A 21,737-nucleotide genomic window follows, 5' to 3' on the forward strand; every position below is an offset into this window, starting at 1 on the left:
AAAAACTATTCTATCTATATTATTTTTTTATTCATTCAACATTTTATATTATATAACACAACATCATTGAATTCATCTTTCTTTAATCATACACGCATCATTTTTAAATTCATCATACTTTAGTATGATAAAGTATAAATTAATGCACCGAAATCTCTTTTTTTAATTTTATTTTAATTATGTAAATCTTGTATTAAAATTAAAGTTGTAATTTTCTCCAAAAAGTAATACAATTTAAGGCTATGAGAGTATAGAACACATAAATTCAATTCATTTTAACACCTTTGACTATAAACAAATTACGAAAACTAAAAACTTTATCTTTGATTTTTATGATTTTTCTTAAATAACCACATAGTTGTGTTTATTTTTCGAATTATAAAATCACATTTAAAAGATAATATGTATAGGAGCAAATGCTATGAACCGATTTTTAAAATATTTTATGATGCTACTCACATTAGTATTAATCGTTGTTCCTGTAATTTTTATCATCAATTTGTACAAAACTTCTGAAAGTGCAATGCAAGACTCTTATGATAAGACTGATTCAAAACGTCAGTCGAGCATTCGAGAAGGTAAAGTAAATCCTTCTAAAGACGCCGTTTCAATCTTATTCTTAGGTATCGATGATAATGAAGGTCGCCGAAAAAATGGCCAAACTACGGAACACTCTAGAACAGATTCTATGATTCTTTCTACCTTTAGTCCTGACAAACGTCAAATTCGCTTACTGAGTATCCCACGTGATACGATTAGCTACATTCCTAAAGTTGGTTATTACGATAAAATAACGCATGCACATGCTTATGGTGGTCCTGTAGCTGCAATGGATTCTGTCGAAGCTACTCTAAATGTTCCAGTTGATTACTATGTACGTGTGAATATGGATGCGTTTGTTGAAGCAGTAGATGAACTTGGTGGGATCTATTACGACGTTCCTTATGACTTAAATGAACCAAATACAGACGACAGCGGTAGAATTAAAATAAAAAAAGGATACCAAAAACTGAACGGTGACGAAGCGTTAGCTGTTGCAAGAACAAGACACCATGACTCTGACTTAAAACGTGGCGAAAGACAAATGGATTTAATTAAACTGCTATTCCAAAAAGCTAAAAGTTTAGATTCATACGATAAATTAGATGACTTAGTAAAAATTGTAGGGAAAAATGCCAAACACAATTTAACCGCTTCTGAAATTAAATCACTCGCATCTATGTATTTATCTGATGATATTGAATTTAAAACATCTCAACTTAAAGGTGAAGATGATTACCTACAAAACATTTACTATTACAATCCGAGCGTAAGTAATATTATGAAATATTCAAATATATTGCGTTCTGATTTAGGACTATCTAAAATAACAGATAAGGATGATTTCTTAGATCAACGTGTAATTAACCATTACGGCACACTAGTACCACTTACACCTCTTGATCAGTCGTTATTGAAAAATAATCAAAAAGATACATCTTCTACTGATGATAGTACTGATAATTCAGCAAGTAACGATAATACAACTGAAACACAGTCAACAGAAACAGATAATTCTAATTCATACGGTGGTTATGACCAAAATAGTCAGGGTACTACGCAAAACGATAATTACAGTCAAACCAACAATGATAATCAGACAAATCAATCCGATTCATTTAATAACAACCAAAATCAAACGAATCAATTATATTAATTGGGAGGATCACATACTATGTCACGTAAAACATATGAAAAAGCTGCTAACATTAACGGCATGTTCAATGTTTTAGAGCAACAAATTATTCATAGCAAAGACATGGCTTTATTCAGAAGTGAGTTCTTTTACGTAAACCACGAACATCGCGAAAATTATGAAGCTCTTTTAGTTTACTACGGTGAGAATTCAATTAACCCTATTGTAAATGGCGCATGTTATATTCTTGCCCTACCTGAAATTTTCAATAAAGTGGATGTTTTTGAATCAGATTTACCATTCTCCTGGGTCTACAATGAGAATGGTATTACCGAGACAATGCAAAGTATTAGCGTACCTCTTCAATATCTCATTGCGGCAGCATTAGAAGTGACTGATGTTACTATATTTAAACCTTCAGGCTACACAATGGGCATGAATAACTGGAATATTGCTCAAATGAGAATATTTTGGCAATATAGTGCCATTGTTCGCCAAGAAGCACTATAAAAACGATATTCCTACTCCTTTTTACTTATTGTTTGTAAAAAGGAGTTTTTTTCTGTTTATAAATCAGATAGAATAACTTTATAATTTTTTTAATTTGAATTTTTTTAATTTTTAATAATTATATCTATAGGGGGGCTTTGAAATGTTTGAAATCGTAAAAAATAAAGACATGTTATCAGATTGTTTTTACATAAGACAAGAAGTATTTGTAAAAGAACAAGGTGTTCCTTTGGAAAATGAATTAGATTCATTTGAAGAAAGTTCAACACATGTTATAGGGTATGATACAAATCATATGCCATTTGCATGTGCAAGATTTAGACCGTATAATGACGCTGCTAAAGTAGAAAGAGTTGCTATTCTAAAAGATTATAGAAAAGATGGGTATGGTAAAACTTTAATGCACGCCATCGAACGTTTTGCGAAAGATCAAGGATATCAGCAATTAGTATTAAATGCACAAGTACAGGCACAAGGTTTTTACGAGAAACTAGGTTATATGTCAACAGGCACCATTTTTATTGAAGAAAATATCGATCATATCAAAATGTATAAGAATATATAAACAGGGTACATTCGGGAGTGGGACAAAATTCTTTTAAATTCGTCGTCCCACCCCCGCAAGGATGACTAGAACTGAGAAAAGCTTAATTTAAGCGCCTTCTCAGTTCAGTCAGCTACTGCGAATTTGCTAAATAGCTTCATTATATTATTTTTGTCCCGGACTCTTTAATTTCGTTAACCTATTTGATAAATGCGCTTTTAATTATTAATTCTACCCCGCTAACCCCTTAGTAAATTCATAATTTGTTTAATATAAGTAAGAAAGTATTAAAGTTAGTTTACAAATAAGTTAAATCAAATCATAGCAAATTTTAAAATACTATAATGGAATTGTAACTATACTAATAACGAGGAGTAACAATATGACCAAAAAGTTTAATTTAAAATTTCCTTCCATGATTGCAATCACTTTATTTGGTGCTGCATTTACAACACAACAAGCACATGCAGCTGAAACGAATCAAAATTCTACCAATACAAATAATGTGATTGATGATCAACAAAATATAAAAAATGCTGAACAGGCTAAAAAAGAAGTAACGAATTCAGCACAAAATGTTTCAGGTGTACAAACATATCAAAATCCTGAAAATGTAAAAGCATCTGTTGCTACAGCAAGTAAAACATACGATGCTAAATTAGATAACTTAAATACAGTTGATACGTCATCACAAAATCAACAAGGTGCACAAAAACAAAATACAGCTAATACAAATACAGCAGATTCAAATAGTACGTCAGCTAAAGTTCAAAACAATGAACAACAAGCATCAACATTAAACAAAGTAGACCAAAAAGAGAATACGAATCAAACGCAAAATAATGTGAATACGAATAATCAAACATCACAAGCTTCTGTAAATGCTTCAGAAGTATCTGAACAACAAACAAATGAGCGTACGTCTGCGAATACAAACCAAGAAGCTACACAAGATGTTAAAAACCAAAACAATACAATTGATGAAAGTTCACAACAAACAGCACGTTTAACTTCATCAAATAAAAATAATACAAATCAATCAACTGTTACTCCAACTCAATCTAATCAAGCAGCTCAATCAAAGCAACAAACAGAGCATAAACAAACGGCTACTAAGAACATTAGTACTTATAGTGATAACGCGACAAATGCTAAGCAATCAAATATAGCGCAAGCTAAATCGTCGAACGTAGCTAATTCTGAAAATACAACAACGCCAAAAGCTTCAATAAAAGCTTCAACGAATGCTACTCAAACGTCAGCATCAAATAACGCGCAATCAGGTTATTCTGGATTTAGATCAGTTGGTGGCAAAGGTGGTTCAGCAACACCCGTAAAAACAGTTAAACGTTATGCTGCTAGAGCAACGACATCATCTTTACCAAAATATAAACCACAAGTTAGTTCATCAATTAACAATTATATTCGCTCAAATAACTTACAAGCACCTAAGATTGAAGAAAATTATTCATCATACTTCCCTAAATATGGCTATCGTAATGGTGTAGGTCGACCTGAAGGTATTGTAGTTCATGATACTGCTAATGATAATTCAACAATTGATGGCGAAATTAATTATATGAAAAATAATTACAATTCAGCATTTGTTCATGCATTTGTTGATGGCAACCGTATCATTGAAACGGCCCCTACTGACTACTTATCATGGGGTGCAGGTCCGCAAGCAAATAATCGTTTCATCAATGTTGAAATTGTGCATACACATGACTATGTTTCATTTGCTAAGTCAATGAATAACTATGCAGATTATGCTGCAACACAATTACAATATTACGGTTTAAAACCTAACAGTGCTGAGAATGACGGTCAAGGTACTGTATGGACACACTATGCTATCAGTCGTTTCTTAGGTGGCACGGATCATTCAGACCCACACGCTTATTTACAAAATCATAACTATTCTTATAACGAATTATATGATTTAATTAATGAAAAATATTTAATCAAAACGGGTCAAGTCGCACCTTGGGGTACAACTTCAAGTAATAGCGGTTCATCTAATACAAATAAAGGTGGCTCAAGTAATAGTGGTTCAACTACTACATCACCTAAATTAACTGTTAATGCTAATACTGGACTAGCTCAAATTAAAACAAATAATAGTGGTCTATACACAACCGTTTATGATGCTAAAGGTAAAGCTACAAATCAAGTGCATAACACTCTATCTGTTACTAAATCCGCTACACTTGGCAAAGATAAATACTATTTAGTATCTGACTATAATAGCGGTAAAGTATACGGTTGGGTTAAACAGGGTGAAACGATTTATAACACTGTAAAATCACCTGTAAAAGTTAACCAATCATATAATATTAAATCTGGTACTACACTATATACAGTACCTTGGGGTAATTATAATCAAGTAGCTGGAACGGTTTCTAAATCAAATACTGCACCATTTAAAGCAACAAAATCACAACAAGTAGGCCAATCCACTTATTTATTTGGTTCATTAAATGGTAAAAATGGATGGGTTAGCAAAGCATTCCTAACTGATATAACTAAACCAACATCAGGCAGTAAAACACCATCAGTAGACAACACATTAAAAGTGTCTAACCTTAAAAATACTTTAGGCCAAGTTTCTACTAAGAATAAAGGATCATATACAACTGTTTATGATAAGAACGCAAAAGCAAATGCTACGCTTGGTGGTAAGACGTATAACATCACTAAGAAAGCTACGTTAAACAATAAAGATTATTACTTAATTTCTGATTATAATGGTAATACTTCACGAGGTTGGATTCCGGCTTCAGAAATTACCGTTAAGTCTTCAACACCTACCAAGACAACTGCCACTTATTACAATATTAAAGGTAATGCCAATATTTATGACACACCTTGGGGAACAGCTAAACAAGTTAAAGCTACAGTTCCATCTAGTGGCAAACAATTAAAATCAATTGATAACCTTAAAGTTGGAAATGAAACATACCTACATGGTGTAATCAATAATATTTGGGGTTGGATTAAATCAACTGATGTACAACAAGCACCTAAAGTAAATGCTAAGTTTGCAGTGAATACAACAACTACTAAACCATCTACATCTTCAACACAAACAGTGTCTAAAGTAGCTCAAGTTAATGCAAATAACAGTGGTGCACACGCAACTGTTTATGATAAAACTGGTAAAAATGCGTCTAAATATGCAAATCGTACTTTCAACGTTTCTAAAGAAAAAACAGTTAATGGTAATACGTATGTGTTACTTCAAAACACTACACAAAATACACCTTTAGGTTGGTTTAATGTTAAGGACTTAAATATTCAAAATTCAAGTTCTGAACAAAAAACATCAGGCACATACAAAATTAATAATAAAAATAATGGTCTTTACTCAATCGCATGGGGTACAAATCAACAACGTTTAGACAATAAAGACTTAGCTAATCAATCATTTAAAGTATCTAAATCTGTTGTTGTAGGCAATACATCATACTTATATGGTACTGTTAATGGTAAAACAGGTTGGATTGCTAAAGATGACTTAACATCATCTAATACATCATCAAATAATGGTGAAAAGTATCAATATGAATTCATTATTAATAACTATAATGGTTTTTATTATGATGATCCTACCTCTGCAAAAGCAACTTCATTAAAAGCATTTAATGAACAAATTTTCCAAGTAACGAACCGTAAAGTCATCAATGGTAAAACTTGGTATTATGGTAAATTAAGCAATGGTAAGTATGTATGGATTAAAGATACTGATTTGAAGAAAGAATTAGTTAAGTATTCAAAATCATATAGAACTTTAAATCAAGCTGTGTCACTTCAACAAAATGCTTATGGTGCACCACCACAAGTTCAAAGAAACGGTTATGGTTGGTCTAATGCTACTTATAGTGAAATTAAAAATGCGATGAATCCTGAACGATTAGCTAAAGATGAAACACTTAAGTATCAATTCTTACGTTTAGATCGTCCACAAAACATTTCTGTAGCAAGTTTAAACCAATTACTTAAAGGTAAAGGTGTACTTGAGAATCAAGGACAAGCATTCAGTCAAGCAGCTGCCACTTCAGGTATTAATGAAATTTACTTAGTTGCACACGCGTTAATTGAAACAGGTAATGGTCAATCTCAATTAGCTAAAGGTGCTAATATTGTTAATAATTACGTTACTACTAAGAGTGCTACAAAATATCACAACGTATTTGGTATAGCTGCATACGATGCTAATCCACTATACAGTGGCATTAAGTATGCTAAACAAGCTGGTTGGAACTCAGTATCTAAAGCTATTATTGGTGGCGCTAAATTTATAGGCAAAGACTATATTAAAGCTGGACAAAATACATTATACAAAATGCGTTGGAATCCAGATCACCCTGCTACGCATCAATATGCAACTGATATTAACTGGGCTAATATTAACGCTCAATATTTAAAACAACTATACAGTGAGATTAAAGCAGTTGGTAAATACTTCGATATCACAAGTTATACTAAATAATGACATTCTTCATTCAAATAACTGGAAGATAGAATGGTTAAAAAACTAGAAAAGTAGAGGCTGGGACATTTGATTTTGTCCCAGCCTTAATAATGTAAACAATCATTCTTCTGCTATGCTCATAAAATTAAGCCATAACGTTAAAATGATCTTCTAACAAGATTCATTAAAATGTTATGGCTTATTTTCTTAAATATATATATGACGGCTATTCAGTTTGTCTAATAACTGATTTAGACTTTGTATTTCCTCTTTACTTAGACATTGGCAACGTGCTTCTATTAATTCACATCTTGCAGTATTGATTTGTTGAATTAAATTACGCGCTTCTTCTGTTAGACATAAGTCTTTGCAACGTAAATCTTCATGTGATTGTTGACTTGTGATATAGCCTTTCTGGACTAACTTCTTAATCCATCTAGAAACAATAGATTGTTCTCTGCTAATCTTCATCGTCAAATCATATTGTGATAAACGATCAAAGCTATATAATATACGCAATAATTCTAGTTGATCATTTGTAATGTCCGTGCGTTGTCCAAATCGTCTGTTAACCAAATTCAGGTCATTATTTGTTAGTGTAATAAGTTTTTCTAGTTGATTATACATTGTTGTTCTACTCCACTTTTGTAATTGATAATACTATTATACTATGATTTTTTTATATGTCATGTACTTTCAATATTTTGTCACAATACATATCTCAATAATTCAATTTTAATTTCATTCAGTTTAACTCACCGTTGAGGCAAACGTGAAATTTAACGAAACATTGCTTGAGCCTGACATTTCTATTGTTTTTTATAATTCGGGTTATCTTTATTAAGGAAATAATTACCTGCATTTAAATAGCTTGCAAATGCAGACCACATGACATACGGAATTTGTAATAAACCTGCAATGCGATGTATTTTAAACATTGAAATTGTATTAACGACGACAGAGATAAATAACATCATACTTTCAATCAAGGCAATGCCTCTAACTTTCTTTTTAAAGTAAAGTATTGACCATAAATAATTTAAAGCTAACTGACTATAGTGAGTCACTTTAATCTTAGTCGTCTGTTCATTATTTTTCGTAGTGAGTAAATAAGAAACGCCCATGAGTACATATAAGATTGGCCAAACAATTGGAAAAGCTTTTGTAGGCGGTGAAAATGGTGGCTTTCTAAATTGGTTATAATCCTCTTTTGATTCTTTCGCTATGACTCGACCAATGATACTCCCACCTACCATTGGATGTAACAATTTAAACGTATTTTTTAATATATTAATGGTAATCCTCTCCTTTGGCTTATTAACTTCCTCTTCCCTATTCAAAAAATAATATTCATATTTGAAATAATTATCTTAAAATCAAATAAAATGTATATATCTAAGGCTTATTTAATAATCAACATTTTTTCTAAATTGTTGCATTGAAGTATCGAAATATACTAAATTAGATACAGTTATTAATAAAAAAGGAGACAATCGTATGTCCATTGATACAAAAAGAGATTACTTTTTCGATAACGCTCGAGCCATCCTCATCTTTTTAGTCGTGTTCGGTCATATGATTCAACCCTATACTTCTGAAAGTAAATCGTTATCTGCATTATATTTACTGATTTATAGTTTCCATATGCCATCATTTTTATTTATCTCTGGATACTTTGCCAAACATTTGGATAAACCACATTATTTAGAGAATGTAGCTAAAAAGTTACTTGCACCATATGCGATATTTTATGCCTTTTTCTCAATTTATTATTTTTTAACTGGTAAAAGTGACGCGATACAAATGGATCCATTTAATCCAGTATTTGCTTTATGGTTTTTACTTACATTATTTAGTTTTCACGTCATACTTGTTATTGTACGTCGATACAAAGCATACTATGTGTTACCTATCGCATTAATCATTTCAATACTTGCTGGTTTTTCTGACGATATCGATGGTTATATGAGTATTTCTAGAACAATTGTATTTTTCCCAATATTCTATGTTGGCTATTTAACAACACGTTCACATACAAAACTATTGCGTAATAAAAAAATAAACGTATTTTCAATTATGGTACTTATCATATTTTTCATCGTTTATTACATCCATCCAATCAATTCAGATTGGCTCTTAGGTAGCAGTCCTTACACTTCTCTCGAAAATAATAACGAAGATGTATATAGTCCCTTAAAACGTTTATTACTTTACTTCATCATATTTGTAACTATGTACTCATTTCTTAATTTAATGAGTACGACTAAACGTTTCTATACTTATATTGGCAATCGTACGATGTATATCTATTTACTCCATGGACTAGTTATAGGTATCGTTAGAGGTTATGAAATATATCCATTTAAGTCTCATACGTCCGTTCTTACTTATGGCTATTTATTTATAATCTCAATCGTGATTGTTTATTTACTATCAACGAATTTTGTTTGTAAATGGACTAATCCTTTAATCAATTTGAAGAAACCTTCTTCATTTAAAGGATAATGACAAAATCATATAAACCAATACTTACCAAATTATGGTAGCTAAAATGTGTTATTATAAGATTATTCTAAAAATTTATAGTAACAAGTACGGTTACTATAATTTGGTTTTTTGAGGTGTAAAAATGAAATTAACTTTAAATTCAAATGCTAAATTTTTAAGGGCACCAAGTATTCGTCAGTTCTCTAATCGTATGAAGGATATTGATGATTGCGTCAATTTAACGATTGGTCAACCCGACTTTCCTATGCCAGAGGTGGTGAAAGCGGCCTATATCACTGCAATACAAGAAGATAAAACGAGTTACTCACATAATAAAGGATTACCTGAAACACGTCAGGCAATTCGTAACTATTTCAACAATAAATACGGTTTCTTTTATAGTGAAGAAGAAATTATTGTTACGAATGGTGCAAGTGAAGCACTTGATACTTCATTACGTAGTATTATCGAACCTGGTGACGAAATATTAATTCCAGGGCCTATTTACGCTGGTTATATTCCATTAGTAGAGACTTTAGGTGGGCACCCTGTATATATAGATACAACAAAGTCAGAATTTAAAATCACGCCTGAATTAATTGCTCAACACTACTCTGATAAGACAAAAGCAATTTTGTTGAACTACCCTACGAATCCTACGGGCGTCATATTAGATCGTAATGAAGTTAAAAGCATTGTAAATTATTTAAAAGATAAAGAAATTTTTATTATTAGTGATGAAATTTATGCGGAAAATACATTTAAAGGTAAACATGTTTCCTTTGCAGAATTTGAAGAGATACGCGATCAGCTTTTACTTATTGGTGGTTTGAGTAAATCTCATTCTGCTACAGGTATTCGTATCGGCTTCTTACTAGGGCCTGAATATTTAATTGAAAAGCTAACATTTATGCATGCCTATAATTGCATTTGTGCAAATGTCCCTTCACAAATTGCTTGCATTGCCGCACTCAATGAAGGATTAGATGCACCTCAATATATGAACCAAGCCTATATCGAGCGTCGTGACTATCTGGTCAGTAAACTAACAGAATTAGGTTTTGAACTTGATGCTCAACCAGAAGGTGCGTTCTATATATTCCCAAGTATTCGACAGTTTACGTCTAATGATTTTGACTTTTGCGTAAAAGTGCTTGAAGAAGCCCACGTAGCAATGGTGCCTGGGTCTTCATTTACCGATATGGGTAAAGGTTATATCCGCATTTCTTATGCTTACGATATGGATGTCTTGAAAGAAGGTATGCGTCGATTAGAATTATTTTTAAAAAAATATTATAATTGATACCTTAATTTAAAAGGACACTTGTTAATAGCGATTAAACTGTTTATCAGTTTATCACTATACAAGTGTCCTTTAATTATATTTATAGTTGTATTATCATTAACCGGTTTATGGGAATTTAGGGAATTGATCGAAGTCTGGATCACGTTTTTCTTTAAACGCGTCACGACCTTCTTTCGCTTCATCCGTAGTATAGTAAAGTAATGTAGCATCTCCAGCCATTTGTTGTAAGCCAGCTAAGCCATCCGTATCAGCATTCATAGCAGCTTTTAAGAAACGTAAAGCTGTTGGAGAATGTTTCATAATATCTTTACACCATTTAACCGTTTCATCTTCAACTTGGTCTAATGGTACAACTGTATTAACTAAGCCCATGTCTAAAGCTTCTTGTGCATTGTATTGGCGACATAAGTACCAAATTTCACGCGCTTTTTTATGGCCAACGATTCTTGCTAAGTAGCCAGAACCATAACCAGCATCAAATGAACCTACTTTAGGACCTGTTTGTCCGAAAATAGCATTGTCAGCAGCGATTGTTAAGTCACATACTACATTTAATACGTTACCACCACCGATTGCATAACCTCTAACCATTGCGATTACTGGTTTAGGAATGACACGGATTAAACGTTGTAAATCTAATACATTTAAACGAGGAATTTGGTCTTCACCTACATAGCCACCATGCCCACGTTTCTTTTGGTCACCGCCTGAACAAAAGGCTTTGTCACCTTCGCCAGTTAAGATGATTACAGAAATATTTTGATCATCACGTGCGCGACTGAAAGCATCAATCATCTCAGCAACCGTTTTTGGTGTAAAAGCATTTCTCACTTCTGGACGACTAATTGTTACTTTCGCAATACCTTCATAAAATTCATATTTTATTTCATCATATTCTCTAAGTGTTTCCCACTGTCTAGTCATTTTGCTCCTCCTTTAAAAAACCTAATACTATTGTATCAAATTCCGCTTTATCTTCCACATGAATTGTATGACCTACATTGGAAAAGGTATGGACTTGGCTATAGTGCATATCTTTGTTCATAGCTTGTCCAGTCTTCACAAATTTTTGGTCTAATTCACCTGTTAATATAAAGCACGGTATTTGAATTCGACTGATTTGATCCCATAGGTTAGGCATATGCCCTGTACCGTAATCACGTAATGCCTTTGCCAATTTATAAGGGTCTTGAGCCATACGCATGTCACGCATAGCTGTCTTTTGCGCTTTATCCAAATGTTGTTGTGTATAGAATAGCGGTAATTTTTCCCAATCATTTACAAAGACTTCTAATCCTGCTATTTCTAACACTTTCGCTCTAGCAGCATCTATTTGTTGTCGCTCATAACGATTATTTTCTTCTCTAATTCCTGGTGAACTACTTTCAAGAATCAATTTGTTAATTGCGTGTTTACCATACAGTGCATAGTATAGTGCTACCCTACCACCCATTGAATAGCCTAATAACGTGACTTTATAAGATTCATACATGTCTAATATTTCATCCAATTGCTTCGCAAGAAATGGAAAATCCCATGTTACATCCATTGAGGAATGATCTTGGCCATGGCCTGGTAAATCAACGGTTAACACATTAACCTCTTGTAACAATGGATCCACGTGCGCATCAAACGTACGACTATCACTTATAAAGCCATGTAAAAGTACTAATAATTGATTTGTCTCTTGTTTTGACTGATAAAAGTTATAATGTAACATTCAGAATACCACTCAATTTCTTATATAGAATTTGATGTTGCGACATATTGTCATCTCTATTCGTTACCAACTCATAAATATGTGAATGCATGTGTGACAGCTTTTCATGAGTGAAATCTGCTACCGAATTAAAGCGTTTGAATGAAAAATCATAAAGTAGCGCTGTATATTCAAAATTCAATCCAGTTGGCGTGCCAAACAATCTTTCAAAATAAGCTTCTGCAGACGCCTTCTGTGGAAGATATGAGAATATACCGCCACCATCATTGTTTAGCAATACAATATTTAAATGAATGTTGTTAATTTTTGCCATTAAAAGACCGTTCATATCATGATAAAACGCTAAGTCACCTATCAATAACGTTATTTTCTTATGTACAGCCATGCCAACAGCTGTAGACACAACACCATCAATACCATTTGCGCCACGATTTGCGTATACTTCAACTTCACTATTGTAAAGTAAATTATCTACGTCACGAACTGGCATACTATTACTTACAAAAATAGCATCTTCTTTAGTCAGTTTATCAATGACTGTTTTTACAAATGCCGCTTCATCAGTCGCATGTGACATATGTTTATCGATATGATGTCTCGCTTGAGATTCAAGTGTTCGCCACATTTCTATCCAATCGTTACGTTCAACTGCTGATTCTTCAATAAGGTTTCTGAAGAAATCATTTGCAGATATTTCATAAGACACACTCGGTGGTGTTGGAAAAACATCTATCTTGTCATTATTTTGAACAAGTATTTGATAGGCATTCGTATGTTTAAGCCATTGATTTAACTTTTTAGAGATAACTGGTTTCCCAACTCTAATAACAAAATCAACATCTAAATCAAGCCCTGCACGAAAATATAAGTCATACGTCGTTATCACATTAGGATGATTATACTTACGTAACTGACTCAATGGGTCAGCAAGTATAGGTAAATCGTGCACCGTTGCATATGTAAGAATTTGATCAACTGCTTGATGTTGCATGTCACCGACAATAATCAATCCTTTTTTCTCTTTTAAAATATGACTGATATCTTGAACATTAATATTTTTTTGATAATGCGGTAACTTTTTAGTATAAGACGTCAACCATTCTTGTCTTTCAAGATTAGGCGTTAATGGCTCTCTAAATGGTAAGTTAAAGTGAATTGGACCTCTATGAGGACCATATAAATATTGGCTTGCAATCTGCATTTGGTAATAAATGGCATCTAACATGTATTCAGTACCATCAGCGACAGGCATATCAAATTGAAAATTAACATAATTTGCAAACATATTCACTTGATTAATCGCTTGAGGTGCGCCTACACTTCTTAATTCATGAGGACGATCACTTGTTAACACGATTAAAGGTATACGACTGATTTGGCTCTCTGCAATTGCTGGCGTATAATTCGCTGCTGCAGTACCTGAAGTACATAAAATCGCTACAGGTCGTTCGCTCCCTTTTATTAAACCTAAAGCAAAAAATGCCGCACTACGTTCGTCTGGGTGTACCCAAGTCTTAATGTTGGGATGTGCCTCAAACGCAATTGCTAGTGGTGTAGATCTTGAGCCGGGACTAATGACTACTTCTCGTACACCATAGGCATATAACTCAGATGCAAAGGTATATACTTGTTTAGTTAATGCTTCGTTATGATTCATTCTTATCCACTACTCCTAAAGCATTCATCATTGGTGAAAATTTAACCGCTGTTTCAGCTAATTCGCTATCTGGATCAGAATCTTTTACAATTCCGCATCCTGCAAATAACGTCGTTTGATTTTGTTTCATTAACATTGAGCGTATGGCTACAATAAACTCACAATCATCATTCATGTCAATATAGCCAACCGGTGCACCATATAAACCACGCGTTCCAAACTCATTTTTTTCAATAAATTTGAGTGCTTCATCTTTAGGATAGCCACCTAACGCTGGTGTAGGATGCATGTCGTCTATTAACCCAATAAATGAATTGTTTTTTAACTGACCTTGTATTTGCGTATATAAATGATATAAATGGTCATTTTTTAAAATATTCGGTGTATGATTATATTCAATATGATCAACGTAAGGTGTGATATCATCTAGAATACTTCTAACTACAAAATCATGTTCACCTAAATTCTTTTTATCCTTTAAAAATGCTTGTATATTTTTTTCATCTTCTTCAGTGTCGTTAGATCGTTTAATCGTACCAGCTACTGCTTTCGTAGATAAAACACCATCTTCTACCTTAAGAAGTTGTTCTGGTGTTTGTGAAAAGAATACAGATTGGTTGGACTCTAAAATAAATAAATAGCTATTTTTTTCATTTTGTAGTGCGCGATTAAGCACGTAAGGTATACTAATTGGCTTATCAAATTTGATCATACGACGTCTTGCAAGCACAATTTTTTTAGTTTCATCAAGCTGAGCAATCGCATCTCTAACCAGTTCTTTCCACTCATCAACGTAAATATCTTCCATTCGTAAGATATTTCCTAATGTTTCATCTTGATCATCTTGTCCAATGTGCGCCTCTTCAAAGAAAGCGACTACCTCTTTGAATGCTTCAATATCAAAATTGGCTCTTTCCACTGTATAAGTCAGGTAAGTAGTCTGATTAATATTCGAAATAAGTACTTGAGGCACTACAAAATGATTGATGCCAAATTCTCGCCACTCATCATCAGACTTATGGCTAGAGAATTGAAATCCTCCAATGACTTTTAAATGATGCTTTTCTATATCTGGGTGAACTAATTCAACATCTTTTTTAAATTTTTCCCACTCACGAAAGATCGATTGCTTGTTATCAAAGTTATTTTTGAACCTTTGAACAGCATGATAGCCGAAAAACGAAGACGCATTATCATTTAAGCGAAAATAAAAGCGATCCCCTGCTTGTGCTTCTGTCAAATTGAACAACTCGTCAGGCGCAAGTGCTCTATCAATTTTCACTTCAACAGATACCCAGCTTTTGTTACTTTCATATATTGACTCAATAATGTCATCTTCCTTTATATTCGCAGCCATTCATTTCACTTCTTTCATTATCTATTTTTTCTCATTACAATATTGTATCATTTTTAACTATTTATAGTGGCATAATTGCTTAATCTTCTAGAGAAATATTTCACGCCAATTGACCTTTATTTATGATTCCTTTAAAATACATATGTTAAAACTATATACTATAAGAGGTAGATTAAATTATGGCAAATCAATATCAACAATATTCTACTGTTAGAAAATATTGGCATTTGATGCGACCTCATACTTTAACTGCTGCTGTTGTACCTGTATTAGTTGGTACAGCAACTGCTAAACTTTTTTTATTAGGTAGTCAAGATCACATTAAATTCATGTTATTTCTTGCAATGTTAATTGCTTGTTTACTTATTCAAGCTGCAACGAACATGTTTAACGAGTATTATGACTTTAAAAAAGGTTTAGACGATCACACTTCCGTTGGTATCGGTGGTGCTATCGTAAGAAACGGTATGAGTCCAAAACTTGTCATGAATCTAGCAATTGCTTTTTATATCATCGCTGCATTTCTCGGTATCATTTTAGCAGCTAATAGTTCATTTTGGATTATTCCAGTAGGCATCGTTTGTATGGCAATTGGTTATTTATATACTGGTGGCCCAATGCCTATTTCTTGGACACCATTCGGTGAACTATTTTCTGGATTGTTTATGGGCATGATTATTATTTTATTAGCGTTCTTTATTCAAACTGGCAATGTTAATGGCTTTGTAGTTTGGATTAGTATTCCGATTGTTATTACAATTGGCTTAATTAACATGGCTAATAATATTCGCGATAGAGTTAAAGACCAAGCGAGTGGTCGTAAAACATTACCAATCCTATTAGGTAAGAACGCTTCAATTACATTTATGGCAATTATGTATATCGTTGCATATGTGTTCGTTATTTATACTGCGCTATTTGTAGATGGCGGTTCACTATTTTATTTACTTGTACTGCTATCATTTCCTATGCCAGTCAAAGCGATCCGTCGCTTCAAGAAGAATGACACACCTGCAAGTATGATGCCTGCGATGGCTGCAACTGGAAAAACAAATACAATCTTCGGTGTATTATACGCATTAGGCATATATATCAGTGCTTTATTAGGTGGTATATAATATATCACTTGTGACATTTTAAATGTTGATACAAGCAAAATAGGACGGAGGTCGAGACTTTGAAATGATTTCTAATTTCTGTCTCCTCCGTTCTATTTTTTTACTTTATGCTGAATAAACCATGTGTAAATATTGATGACCATATAATTCCACATCTTCAGTCCATTTAAAGCCCAATCGTTCATACAATTTCTTAGCTCTCGGATTATCATAGTCGCAACTTAAACTCCACTTTGTATCTGGATACGTTGCTATTAAATAATTAAACAGTTTCGTTGCAATACCCTGTCCTCTAAACTTTGAAAAAGTAGCAACAGCTTCAATATACCATTCATCATCCTTCGATTCTTTCAATGGCAATGGCGTTCCAAGTGCTTTTATGTCATCCTCTAATGGTAATTCATTCCATGCTGCTTCTAACTCTAATTCTTTAGAGCCCTCATAGGCAATGATGCAACCTGCCACTTCGTCGTCTTGCTCATATATCCAGATATTATTATAATTCGTTCTATAATTAATATTAACGATACTCTCTTCAATAGCTTGAATAACTCTTTCTTTGGAAATTTCTTGCACAATATCAAGTTCCATATCTTTCCAAATAATGTAACATAATTCTGCAATTGACTTACTATCGCTCGGACGTGCTTTTCGTATCATAAGTTAATTCCCCTTTCGATTAGTGTATTAACTATATTATATAAAATTTACAAATAATAATAAATTAATTGCAATAAATTGAAGCATTGAAATTTTGATTATAAATACATTATCTAATATCTGAGTATTATTTGATTTAATTTTTGAAATGCTTAAAATATAAATTTAAGGAGGCATCATTATTATGAGAGTTAATAAAACATTATATGTATTATGTTCTTTATTTTTAGGCGGTGTCGGTATTCATAAATTTTATGCAGATAAAGTATGGCAAGGCGTCTTTCATTTAGTTTTCTTCTAGACTACAATTCCTACTATCGTTTCTATTATTCATGGGATTATTGTCATCTTCACAACTAAAGCAGATCAATATGGCTATATTTATATACCAAATAAGCGACATCCATAACTTTTTAATAAATATTTATAGATAATATCTTTAATTATGTGTAGAACGGGTAAACTCAACTAAACAATTTAAAAAAGGAGCAAGTTAATATGAATATCGTTAAACGTGTCATTCGAATTGTGATAACAGGCTACTTAGTAAAGTGGATTCGTAATAAAATTGAGGGTAAATCAAACGGTGGACAAAAATAGAAATAAAAAAGGTCTATTCGCTAACTATAATTAAGTAGTGAATAGACCTTTTATAATGATGAGTGACAGGATCCTAATTTACTCATTGAGAAATGCCTCCAGATTTTTATATTCGTTCGTATAATTGATAAATGCTTCTTCATTCTTATTAATAAGTGCTTCATCAATCAACTTTAATAGTTGTTTTTTTCTTCCTTGGCGAAGGGCCTCTTCAATGACCAGCTCTACGCCTAAATCATTAACTGTAGTAACAAAGTCTTCTAACGTCGTATGTTTGACATTCGTGTTGTAATTCATTGCAATCACTGCCTTTCTTTTTTGTATAAGGATAGTATACAAGTTTTTATTTTTTAAATCAATCGAATATTCTGACTTTTCACAAAAAAATATGTGTAATTTTATATGTAATGAATATCTTGACAACATATAAAAATTTTATATAATAAATTTATATTATTAATCGTTGTATTTTTAGCGCTTAATAATAACTTTATTTTAAGGAGGTTAAGAGATGACAAAAATTTCTCAAACCCAAAATACCGTATATATTATTCGGAAAGGCGACATGGTCATCAAACCAGTTATTAATGCCTATGAGCAAACTAAAGGATCAGAAATATTAAAGTATGATTCCTCAATTGTAACGAGTCCATTTAAAACACAAAAGATTGTCGAGCGATCATGTAAGTTTTATGGAAACAGTTATATTAGTAAAAAATCCGAAACGCAACGTATTGCTGGTATTACTAGCAAACCGCCTATCTTATTGACCCCTCTATTCCCTACGTACTTTTTCCCAACCCATTCAGACCGTTTAGAAGAAAACATGTGGATCAATATGCATTATGTTCATGAAATCAAACCTCTCAAAAATCGAAAATGTAAAATCATCTTCGCAAATCACCAAACGTTAACACTGAATGTATCCTATCACAGCATTTGGCACCAATACTCTAACTGCATATTCTATTATTACATGGTTGATAAACAATCACGTATGAAATCAAATAATCCAGAAATGCCAATTGATTATGAAAAAACAACTTTAAATATTTTCGAAGCACTTTCACATTATTCACTATTGCAAGATAACTAGTTTCACGTTTAATTTTAAATCATACGGAACTTTTATATTAATATAGTGTAAATGTTCCGTATATTTTTTGAATATAATCCCTTGCAAATTTTAAGTTTATTGATATAATAATATTTGTGCTCATAGAGATACATTATATAAATACATATTAATCCGCAGTAGCTCAGTGGTAGAGCTATCGGCTGTTAACCGATCGGTCGTAGGTTCGAATCCTACCTGCGGAGCCATATGGAAACGTACTCAAGTTGGCTGAAGAGGCGCCCCTGCTAAGGGTGTAGGTCGCGAGAGCGGCGCGAGGGTTCGAATCCCTCCGTTTCCGTCATTTAGAACCCTCCGTACATCGGAGGGTTTTTTCTATTTTTTAATATCTCTCAAACAATTTACAGCTTTTGAAAGTAATAAGTCACTATTCTATATATAATAAAAAGCACAAAGATATTTAAACGTCTAACCTATCAAGTTAATTTTTAATTTTAACTTTAGTGGTTTAGTACATTTATATCTTTGTACTTTTTCGACTTAGTATTGATACAATTTTAATAAGACATTAATTTTAAGATATCTTCTTTTTCAATAGCGCCGAAATAATGATAGAAATCAAATTCTTCCATCGCTTCTTTAATATGATTATAGTCATGTAAGACGCCTATAAGAGCTTCTTCTAACTCCGTAACATCGCCTTCACCAAAGAAGTCACCGAAGATTCTAGCATGTTCAATTTTACCTTTTTTCACATCAAACTTAATTTGTACAAATCCTTTTTCAAATTTTTCATCGCGTTCAAAATTGTATTTAGGATTTCGACCATAATTCCATTCCCATGTGCGATATTTCTCGTTACTTAGCGCTTCAATATTCTTCCAATCTTCATCAGTTAATTTATATTCTTCGACTTCATGTTCACCGAAGATTGTTTTCAAGATGATTTGTTTAAAGTCATCAATAGAAATTGATTCTTCTAAGAATTCATCAATATTTGCGACACGTTTACGTACCGACTTAACACCCTTAGATTGAATCTTTTTAGGGTTAACTTTTAATGCGTTTTGTACTTCTCCCAAGTCACTTTTTAACATTAATGTGCCATGACTAAACATTCTATCTTTAACTTTAACCATCGCATTTCCTGAAATTTTAGCTTGTCCAACTTGAATATCATTACGTCCCGTCATTTCTGCATCTACGCCCATTGATTGAAGTGCTTGTACAATTGGCTCTGTAAATTTTTTGAAATTATGGAAGCTATTACCATCATCGTCTGTAATAAAACTAAAGTTTAAATTACCTTGATCGTGATATACAGCACCACCACCTGAAATACGACGCACAACATGAATATTATGCTCATCCACATACTGTTTATTTACTTCTTCTATAGTGTTTTGATTTTTTCCTACAATAATTGACGGACCATTTACATAAAATAAAAAGTAACTGTCGTCTGAAGGTAAGTGTTTTAACACATATTCTTCCATAGCAAGATTCATTGTAGGATCTGTAATATTATTATTACTTACAAATTTCATCTTTATCTCTCCTTTGTCTCACTCGTATATGCCCTTAATTAAGTTATGCCTTATATCTATTTATTTTGCCAATCATTTACTCAAATTTGACATTATTTTCATAATTAAAATATTATTTGCCAATTTTAGCATATATTTGTTTATTATTATGGTAATTTTTAGTACAATATAGTCTAGCTATGATTTTAGGAGGACTCGGTATGACTGTTGCAGAAGTAGGAAATATCGTAGAATTTTATGACGGTTTAAGAGGCCGTGTTGAGAAAATTAATGACAATTCAGTTATTGTAGACTTAACAATTATGGATAACTTCAATGAATTAGACTTACCTGAGAAAACGGTTATTAATCATAAACGATATACTATCGTTGAATAAGAAGGTATACATTAAAATGAAAAATATATCAAAAGCTTTAATTTGGTTTATAGCAAGTTTCATTGTATTCCATTTGATTTTATTTGTAATGTGGGGAGAACATCAAGAATATTGGTATTTATATACTGGTATTATGTTAATTGCAGGTATTAGTTATGTATTTTACCAACGAGACATCGAATCTAAACGCTTATTAACTTCTATTGGCGTTGGTATTGTTACGGGTGTTGTATTGGTTATTATACAATTAATCTTTTCATTGCTATCTCCACAAATTACTTATGCAGAACTCATTAAAGAATTATCAAGAACAGGTGTTTATTTCAAATGGCAAATGTTAGTAACATTAATTTTTGTTATACCTTGTCATGAGTTATATATGAGAACGATTTTACAAAAAGAATTAACGCGTTTTAAATTACCTACTTGGTTAATCATATTAATAACTGCATTATGTTCTAGTTCATTATTTATCTATTTAGACAAATGGTGGATCGTGGCGTTTATTTTCGTAGCTCAACTTATTTTATCATTGAGTTATCAATATACACGTCGCATCGTAACAACATCTTTAGGACAAATTGTTGCAATTATATTATTATTAATATTTCATGGATAAAAAACTTTTCT

Annotated in this window: 20 protein-coding genes, 2 tRNA genes and 1 pseudogene; 14 read left to right on the forward strand and 9 right to left on the reverse strand. The window is 32.4% G+C overall.

Translation table 11 applies throughout. The features are described 5' to 3' along the window. Window positions 1–421: 421 nt before the first annotated feature. The 4 genes from KA909_RS03785 to KA909_RS03800 all read left to right on the forward strand — a co-directional run bounded on the left by KA909_RS03785 (window position 422) and on the right by KA909_RS03800 (window position 7,221). Window positions 422–1,696: an LCP family protein gene (locus tag KA909_RS03785; protein WP_193839538.1), complete on the forward strand. Its 1,275-nt coding sequence runs from the start codon at window positions 422–424 to the stop codon at window positions 1,694–1,696. A gap of 18 nt (window positions 1,697–1,714) precedes the next feature. Next, the gene (locus KA909_RS03790) at window positions 1,715–2,185 is read left to right on the forward strand and encodes a DUF2538 family protein (RefSeq protein WP_075109035.1); all 471 of its coding nucleotides are present in this window, start codon (window positions 1,715–1,717) and stop codon (window positions 2,183–2,185) included. 142 nt (window positions 2,186–2,327) lie between these two features. Further along, window positions 2,328–2,750: a GNAT family N-acetyltransferase gene (locus KA909_RS03795; protein WP_075109036.1), complete on the forward strand. Its 423-nt coding sequence runs from the start codon at window positions 2,328–2,330 to the stop codon at window positions 2,748–2,750. A 361-nt stretch (window positions 2,751–3,111) separates the two neighbouring features. Then, window positions 3,112–7,221, forward strand: coding sequence for a GW dipeptide domain-containing protein (locus KA909_RS03800; protein ID WP_193839539.1), 4,110 nt, complete (start codon window positions 3,112–3,114; stop codon window positions 7,219–7,221). A gap of 189 nt (window positions 7,222–7,410) precedes the next feature. Here the strand turns inward: KA909_RS03800 and KA909_RS03805 are convergent, their stop codons facing one another. Both KA909_RS03805 and KA909_RS03810 read right to left on the reverse strand, forming a co-directional pair. Further along, a complete protein-coding gene (locus KA909_RS03805; protein WP_053029116.1) occupies window positions 7,411–7,830 on the reverse strand; it encodes a MarR family transcriptional regulator in 420 nt (139 codons plus the stop codon). A 182-nt stretch (window positions 7,831–8,012) separates the two neighbouring features. Continuing rightward, entirely contained in the window at window positions 8,013–8,459 is a 447-nt protein-coding gene (locus tag KA909_RS03810) for a TspO/MBR family protein (protein ID WP_228480607.1), read from the reverse strand. Between the two features lie 241 nt (window positions 8,460–8,700). Between KA909_RS03810 and KA909_RS03815 the strand changes: the two genes are divergently transcribed. Together KA909_RS03815 and KA909_RS03820 are read left to right on the forward strand one after the other, a co-directional pair. After that, window positions 8,701–9,708, forward strand: coding sequence for an acyltransferase family protein (locus KA909_RS03815; RefSeq protein WP_193839540.1), 1,008 nt, complete (start codon window positions 8,701–8,703; stop codon window positions 9,706–9,708). A gap of 124 nt (window positions 9,709–9,832) precedes the next feature. Continuing rightward, window positions 9,833–10,993, forward strand: coding sequence for an aminotransferase class I/II-fold pyridoxal phosphate-dependent enzyme (locus KA909_RS03820; RefSeq protein ID WP_210129970.1), 1,161 nt, complete (start codon window positions 9,833–9,835; stop codon window positions 10,991–10,993). A gap of 108 nt (window positions 10,994–11,101) precedes the next feature. On the opposite strand, the gene menB is transcribed toward KA909_RS03820, so the two are convergent. The 4 genes from menB to KA909_RS03840 are packed head-to-tail and all read right to left on the reverse strand — an operon-like array spanning window position 11,102 to window position 15,730. Then, window positions 11,102–11,920 (reverse strand): 1,4-dihydroxy-2-naphthoyl-CoA synthase, encoded by an 819-nt coding sequence (menB, locus tag KA909_RS03825; protein ID WP_193839542.1) that lies wholly within the window; start codon window positions 11,918–11,920, stop codon window positions 11,102–11,104. Then, a complete protein-coding gene (gene menH, locus KA909_RS03830; RefSeq protein WP_210129971.1) occupies window positions 11,913–12,716 on the reverse strand; it encodes a 2-succinyl-6-hydroxy-2,4-cyclohexadiene-1-carboxylate synthase in 804 nt (267 codons plus the stop codon). Before menH ends, menB begins: the two co-directional genes overlap by 8 nt. Beyond that, the gene (gene menD / locus KA909_RS03835) at window positions 12,703–14,373 is read right to left on the reverse strand and encodes a 2-succinyl-5-enolpyruvyl-6-hydroxy-3-cyclohexene-1-carboxylic-acid synthase (protein WP_193839544.1); all 1,671 of its coding nucleotides are present in this window, start codon (window positions 14,371–14,373) and stop codon (window positions 12,703–12,705) included. The genes menH and menD overlap by 14 nt, the downstream gene beginning before the upstream one ends. Further along, window positions 14,363–15,730 (reverse strand): isochorismate synthase, encoded by a 1,368-nt coding sequence (locus KA909_RS03840; RefSeq protein WP_210129972.1) that lies wholly within the window; start codon window positions 15,728–15,730, stop codon window positions 14,363–14,365. The genes menD and KA909_RS03840 overlap by 11 nt, the downstream gene beginning before the upstream one ends. A gap of 179 nt (window positions 15,731–15,909) precedes the next feature. Between KA909_RS03840 and KA909_RS03845 the strand changes: the two genes are divergently transcribed. Next, window positions 15,910–16,848, forward strand: coding sequence for a 1,4-dihydroxy-2-naphthoate polyprenyltransferase (locus KA909_RS03845; RefSeq protein ID WP_193839546.1), 939 nt, complete (start codon window positions 15,910–15,912; stop codon window positions 16,846–16,848). Window positions 16,849–16,953: 105 nt separating this feature from the next. Here KA909_RS03845 and KA909_RS03850 read toward each other — a convergent pair whose 3' ends face one another. Beyond that, the gene (locus tag KA909_RS03850) at window positions 16,954–17,508 is read right to left on the reverse strand and encodes a GNAT family N-acetyltransferase (RefSeq protein WP_193839547.1); all 555 of its coding nucleotides are present in this window, start codon (window positions 17,506–17,508) and stop codon (window positions 16,954–16,956) included. A 184-nt stretch (window positions 17,509–17,692) separates the two neighbouring features. Between KA909_RS03850 and KA909_RS03855 the strand changes: the two are divergent. Next, window positions 17,693–17,917: pseudogene (locus tag KA909_RS03855) on the forward strand (TM2 domain-containing protein). Between the two features lie 89 nt (window positions 17,918–18,006). Next, complete coding sequence (locus KA909_RS13645; RefSeq protein ID WP_267253923.1) at window positions 18,007–18,108, forward strand: SAR1012 family small protein; 102 nt, start codon at window positions 18,007–18,009, stop codon at window positions 18,106–18,108. 78 nt (window positions 18,109–18,186) lie between these two features. On the opposite strand, the gene KA909_RS03860 is transcribed toward KA909_RS13645, so the two are convergent. Next, on the reverse strand, window positions 18,187–18,405 hold the full coding sequence (locus KA909_RS03860) for an IDEAL domain-containing protein (RefSeq protein WP_075109046.1): 219 nt from the start codon (window positions 18,403–18,405) through the stop codon (window positions 18,187–18,189). Window positions 18,406–18,619: 214 nt separating this feature from the next. Between KA909_RS03860 and KA909_RS03865 the strand changes: the two genes are divergently transcribed. The 3 genes from KA909_RS03865 to KA909_RS03875 all read left to right on the forward strand — a co-directional run bounded on the left by KA909_RS03865 (window position 18,620) and on the right by KA909_RS03875 (window position 19,523). Further along, window positions 18,620–19,204, forward strand: coding sequence for a competence protein ComK (locus KA909_RS03865; RefSeq protein WP_210129973.1), 585 nt, complete (start codon window positions 18,620–18,622; stop codon window positions 19,202–19,204). Window positions 19,205–19,356: 152 nt separating this feature from the next. Beyond that, window positions 19,357–19,431 (forward strand) — tRNA-Asn (locus KA909_RS03870). 3 nt (window positions 19,432–19,434) lie between these two features. Further along, window positions 19,435–19,523: transfer RNA gene (locus KA909_RS03875), tRNA-Ser, on the forward strand. A gap of 217 nt (window positions 19,524–19,740) precedes the next feature. Here the strand turns inward: KA909_RS03875 and lplA are convergent. After that, a complete protein-coding gene (gene lplA / locus KA909_RS03880) occupies window positions 19,741–20,730 on the reverse strand; it encodes a lipoate--protein ligase (protein ID WP_193839548.1) in 990 nt (329 codons plus the stop codon). 200 nt (window positions 20,731–20,930) lie between these two features. Between lplA and KA909_RS03885 the strand changes: the two genes are divergently transcribed. Together KA909_RS03885 and KA909_RS03890 are read left to right on the forward strand one after the other, a co-directional pair. Continuing rightward, window positions 20,931–21,107 (forward strand): YkvS family protein, encoded by a 177-nt coding sequence (locus KA909_RS03885; RefSeq protein WP_011276202.1) that lies wholly within the window; start codon window positions 20,931–20,933, stop codon window positions 21,105–21,107. A 16-nt stretch (window positions 21,108–21,123) separates the two neighbouring features. Next, a complete protein-coding gene (locus tag KA909_RS03890) occupies window positions 21,124–21,726 on the forward strand; it encodes a CPBP family glutamic-type intramembrane protease (protein ID WP_075108394.1) in 603 nt (200 codons plus the stop codon). Window positions 21,727–21,737 lie beyond the last annotated feature (11 nt).

Source organism: Staphylococcus sp. GDX8P54P (assembly GCF_017893165.1).
GTDB lineage: Bacteria > Bacillota > Bacilli > Staphylococcales > Staphylococcaceae > Staphylococcus > Staphylococcus borealis.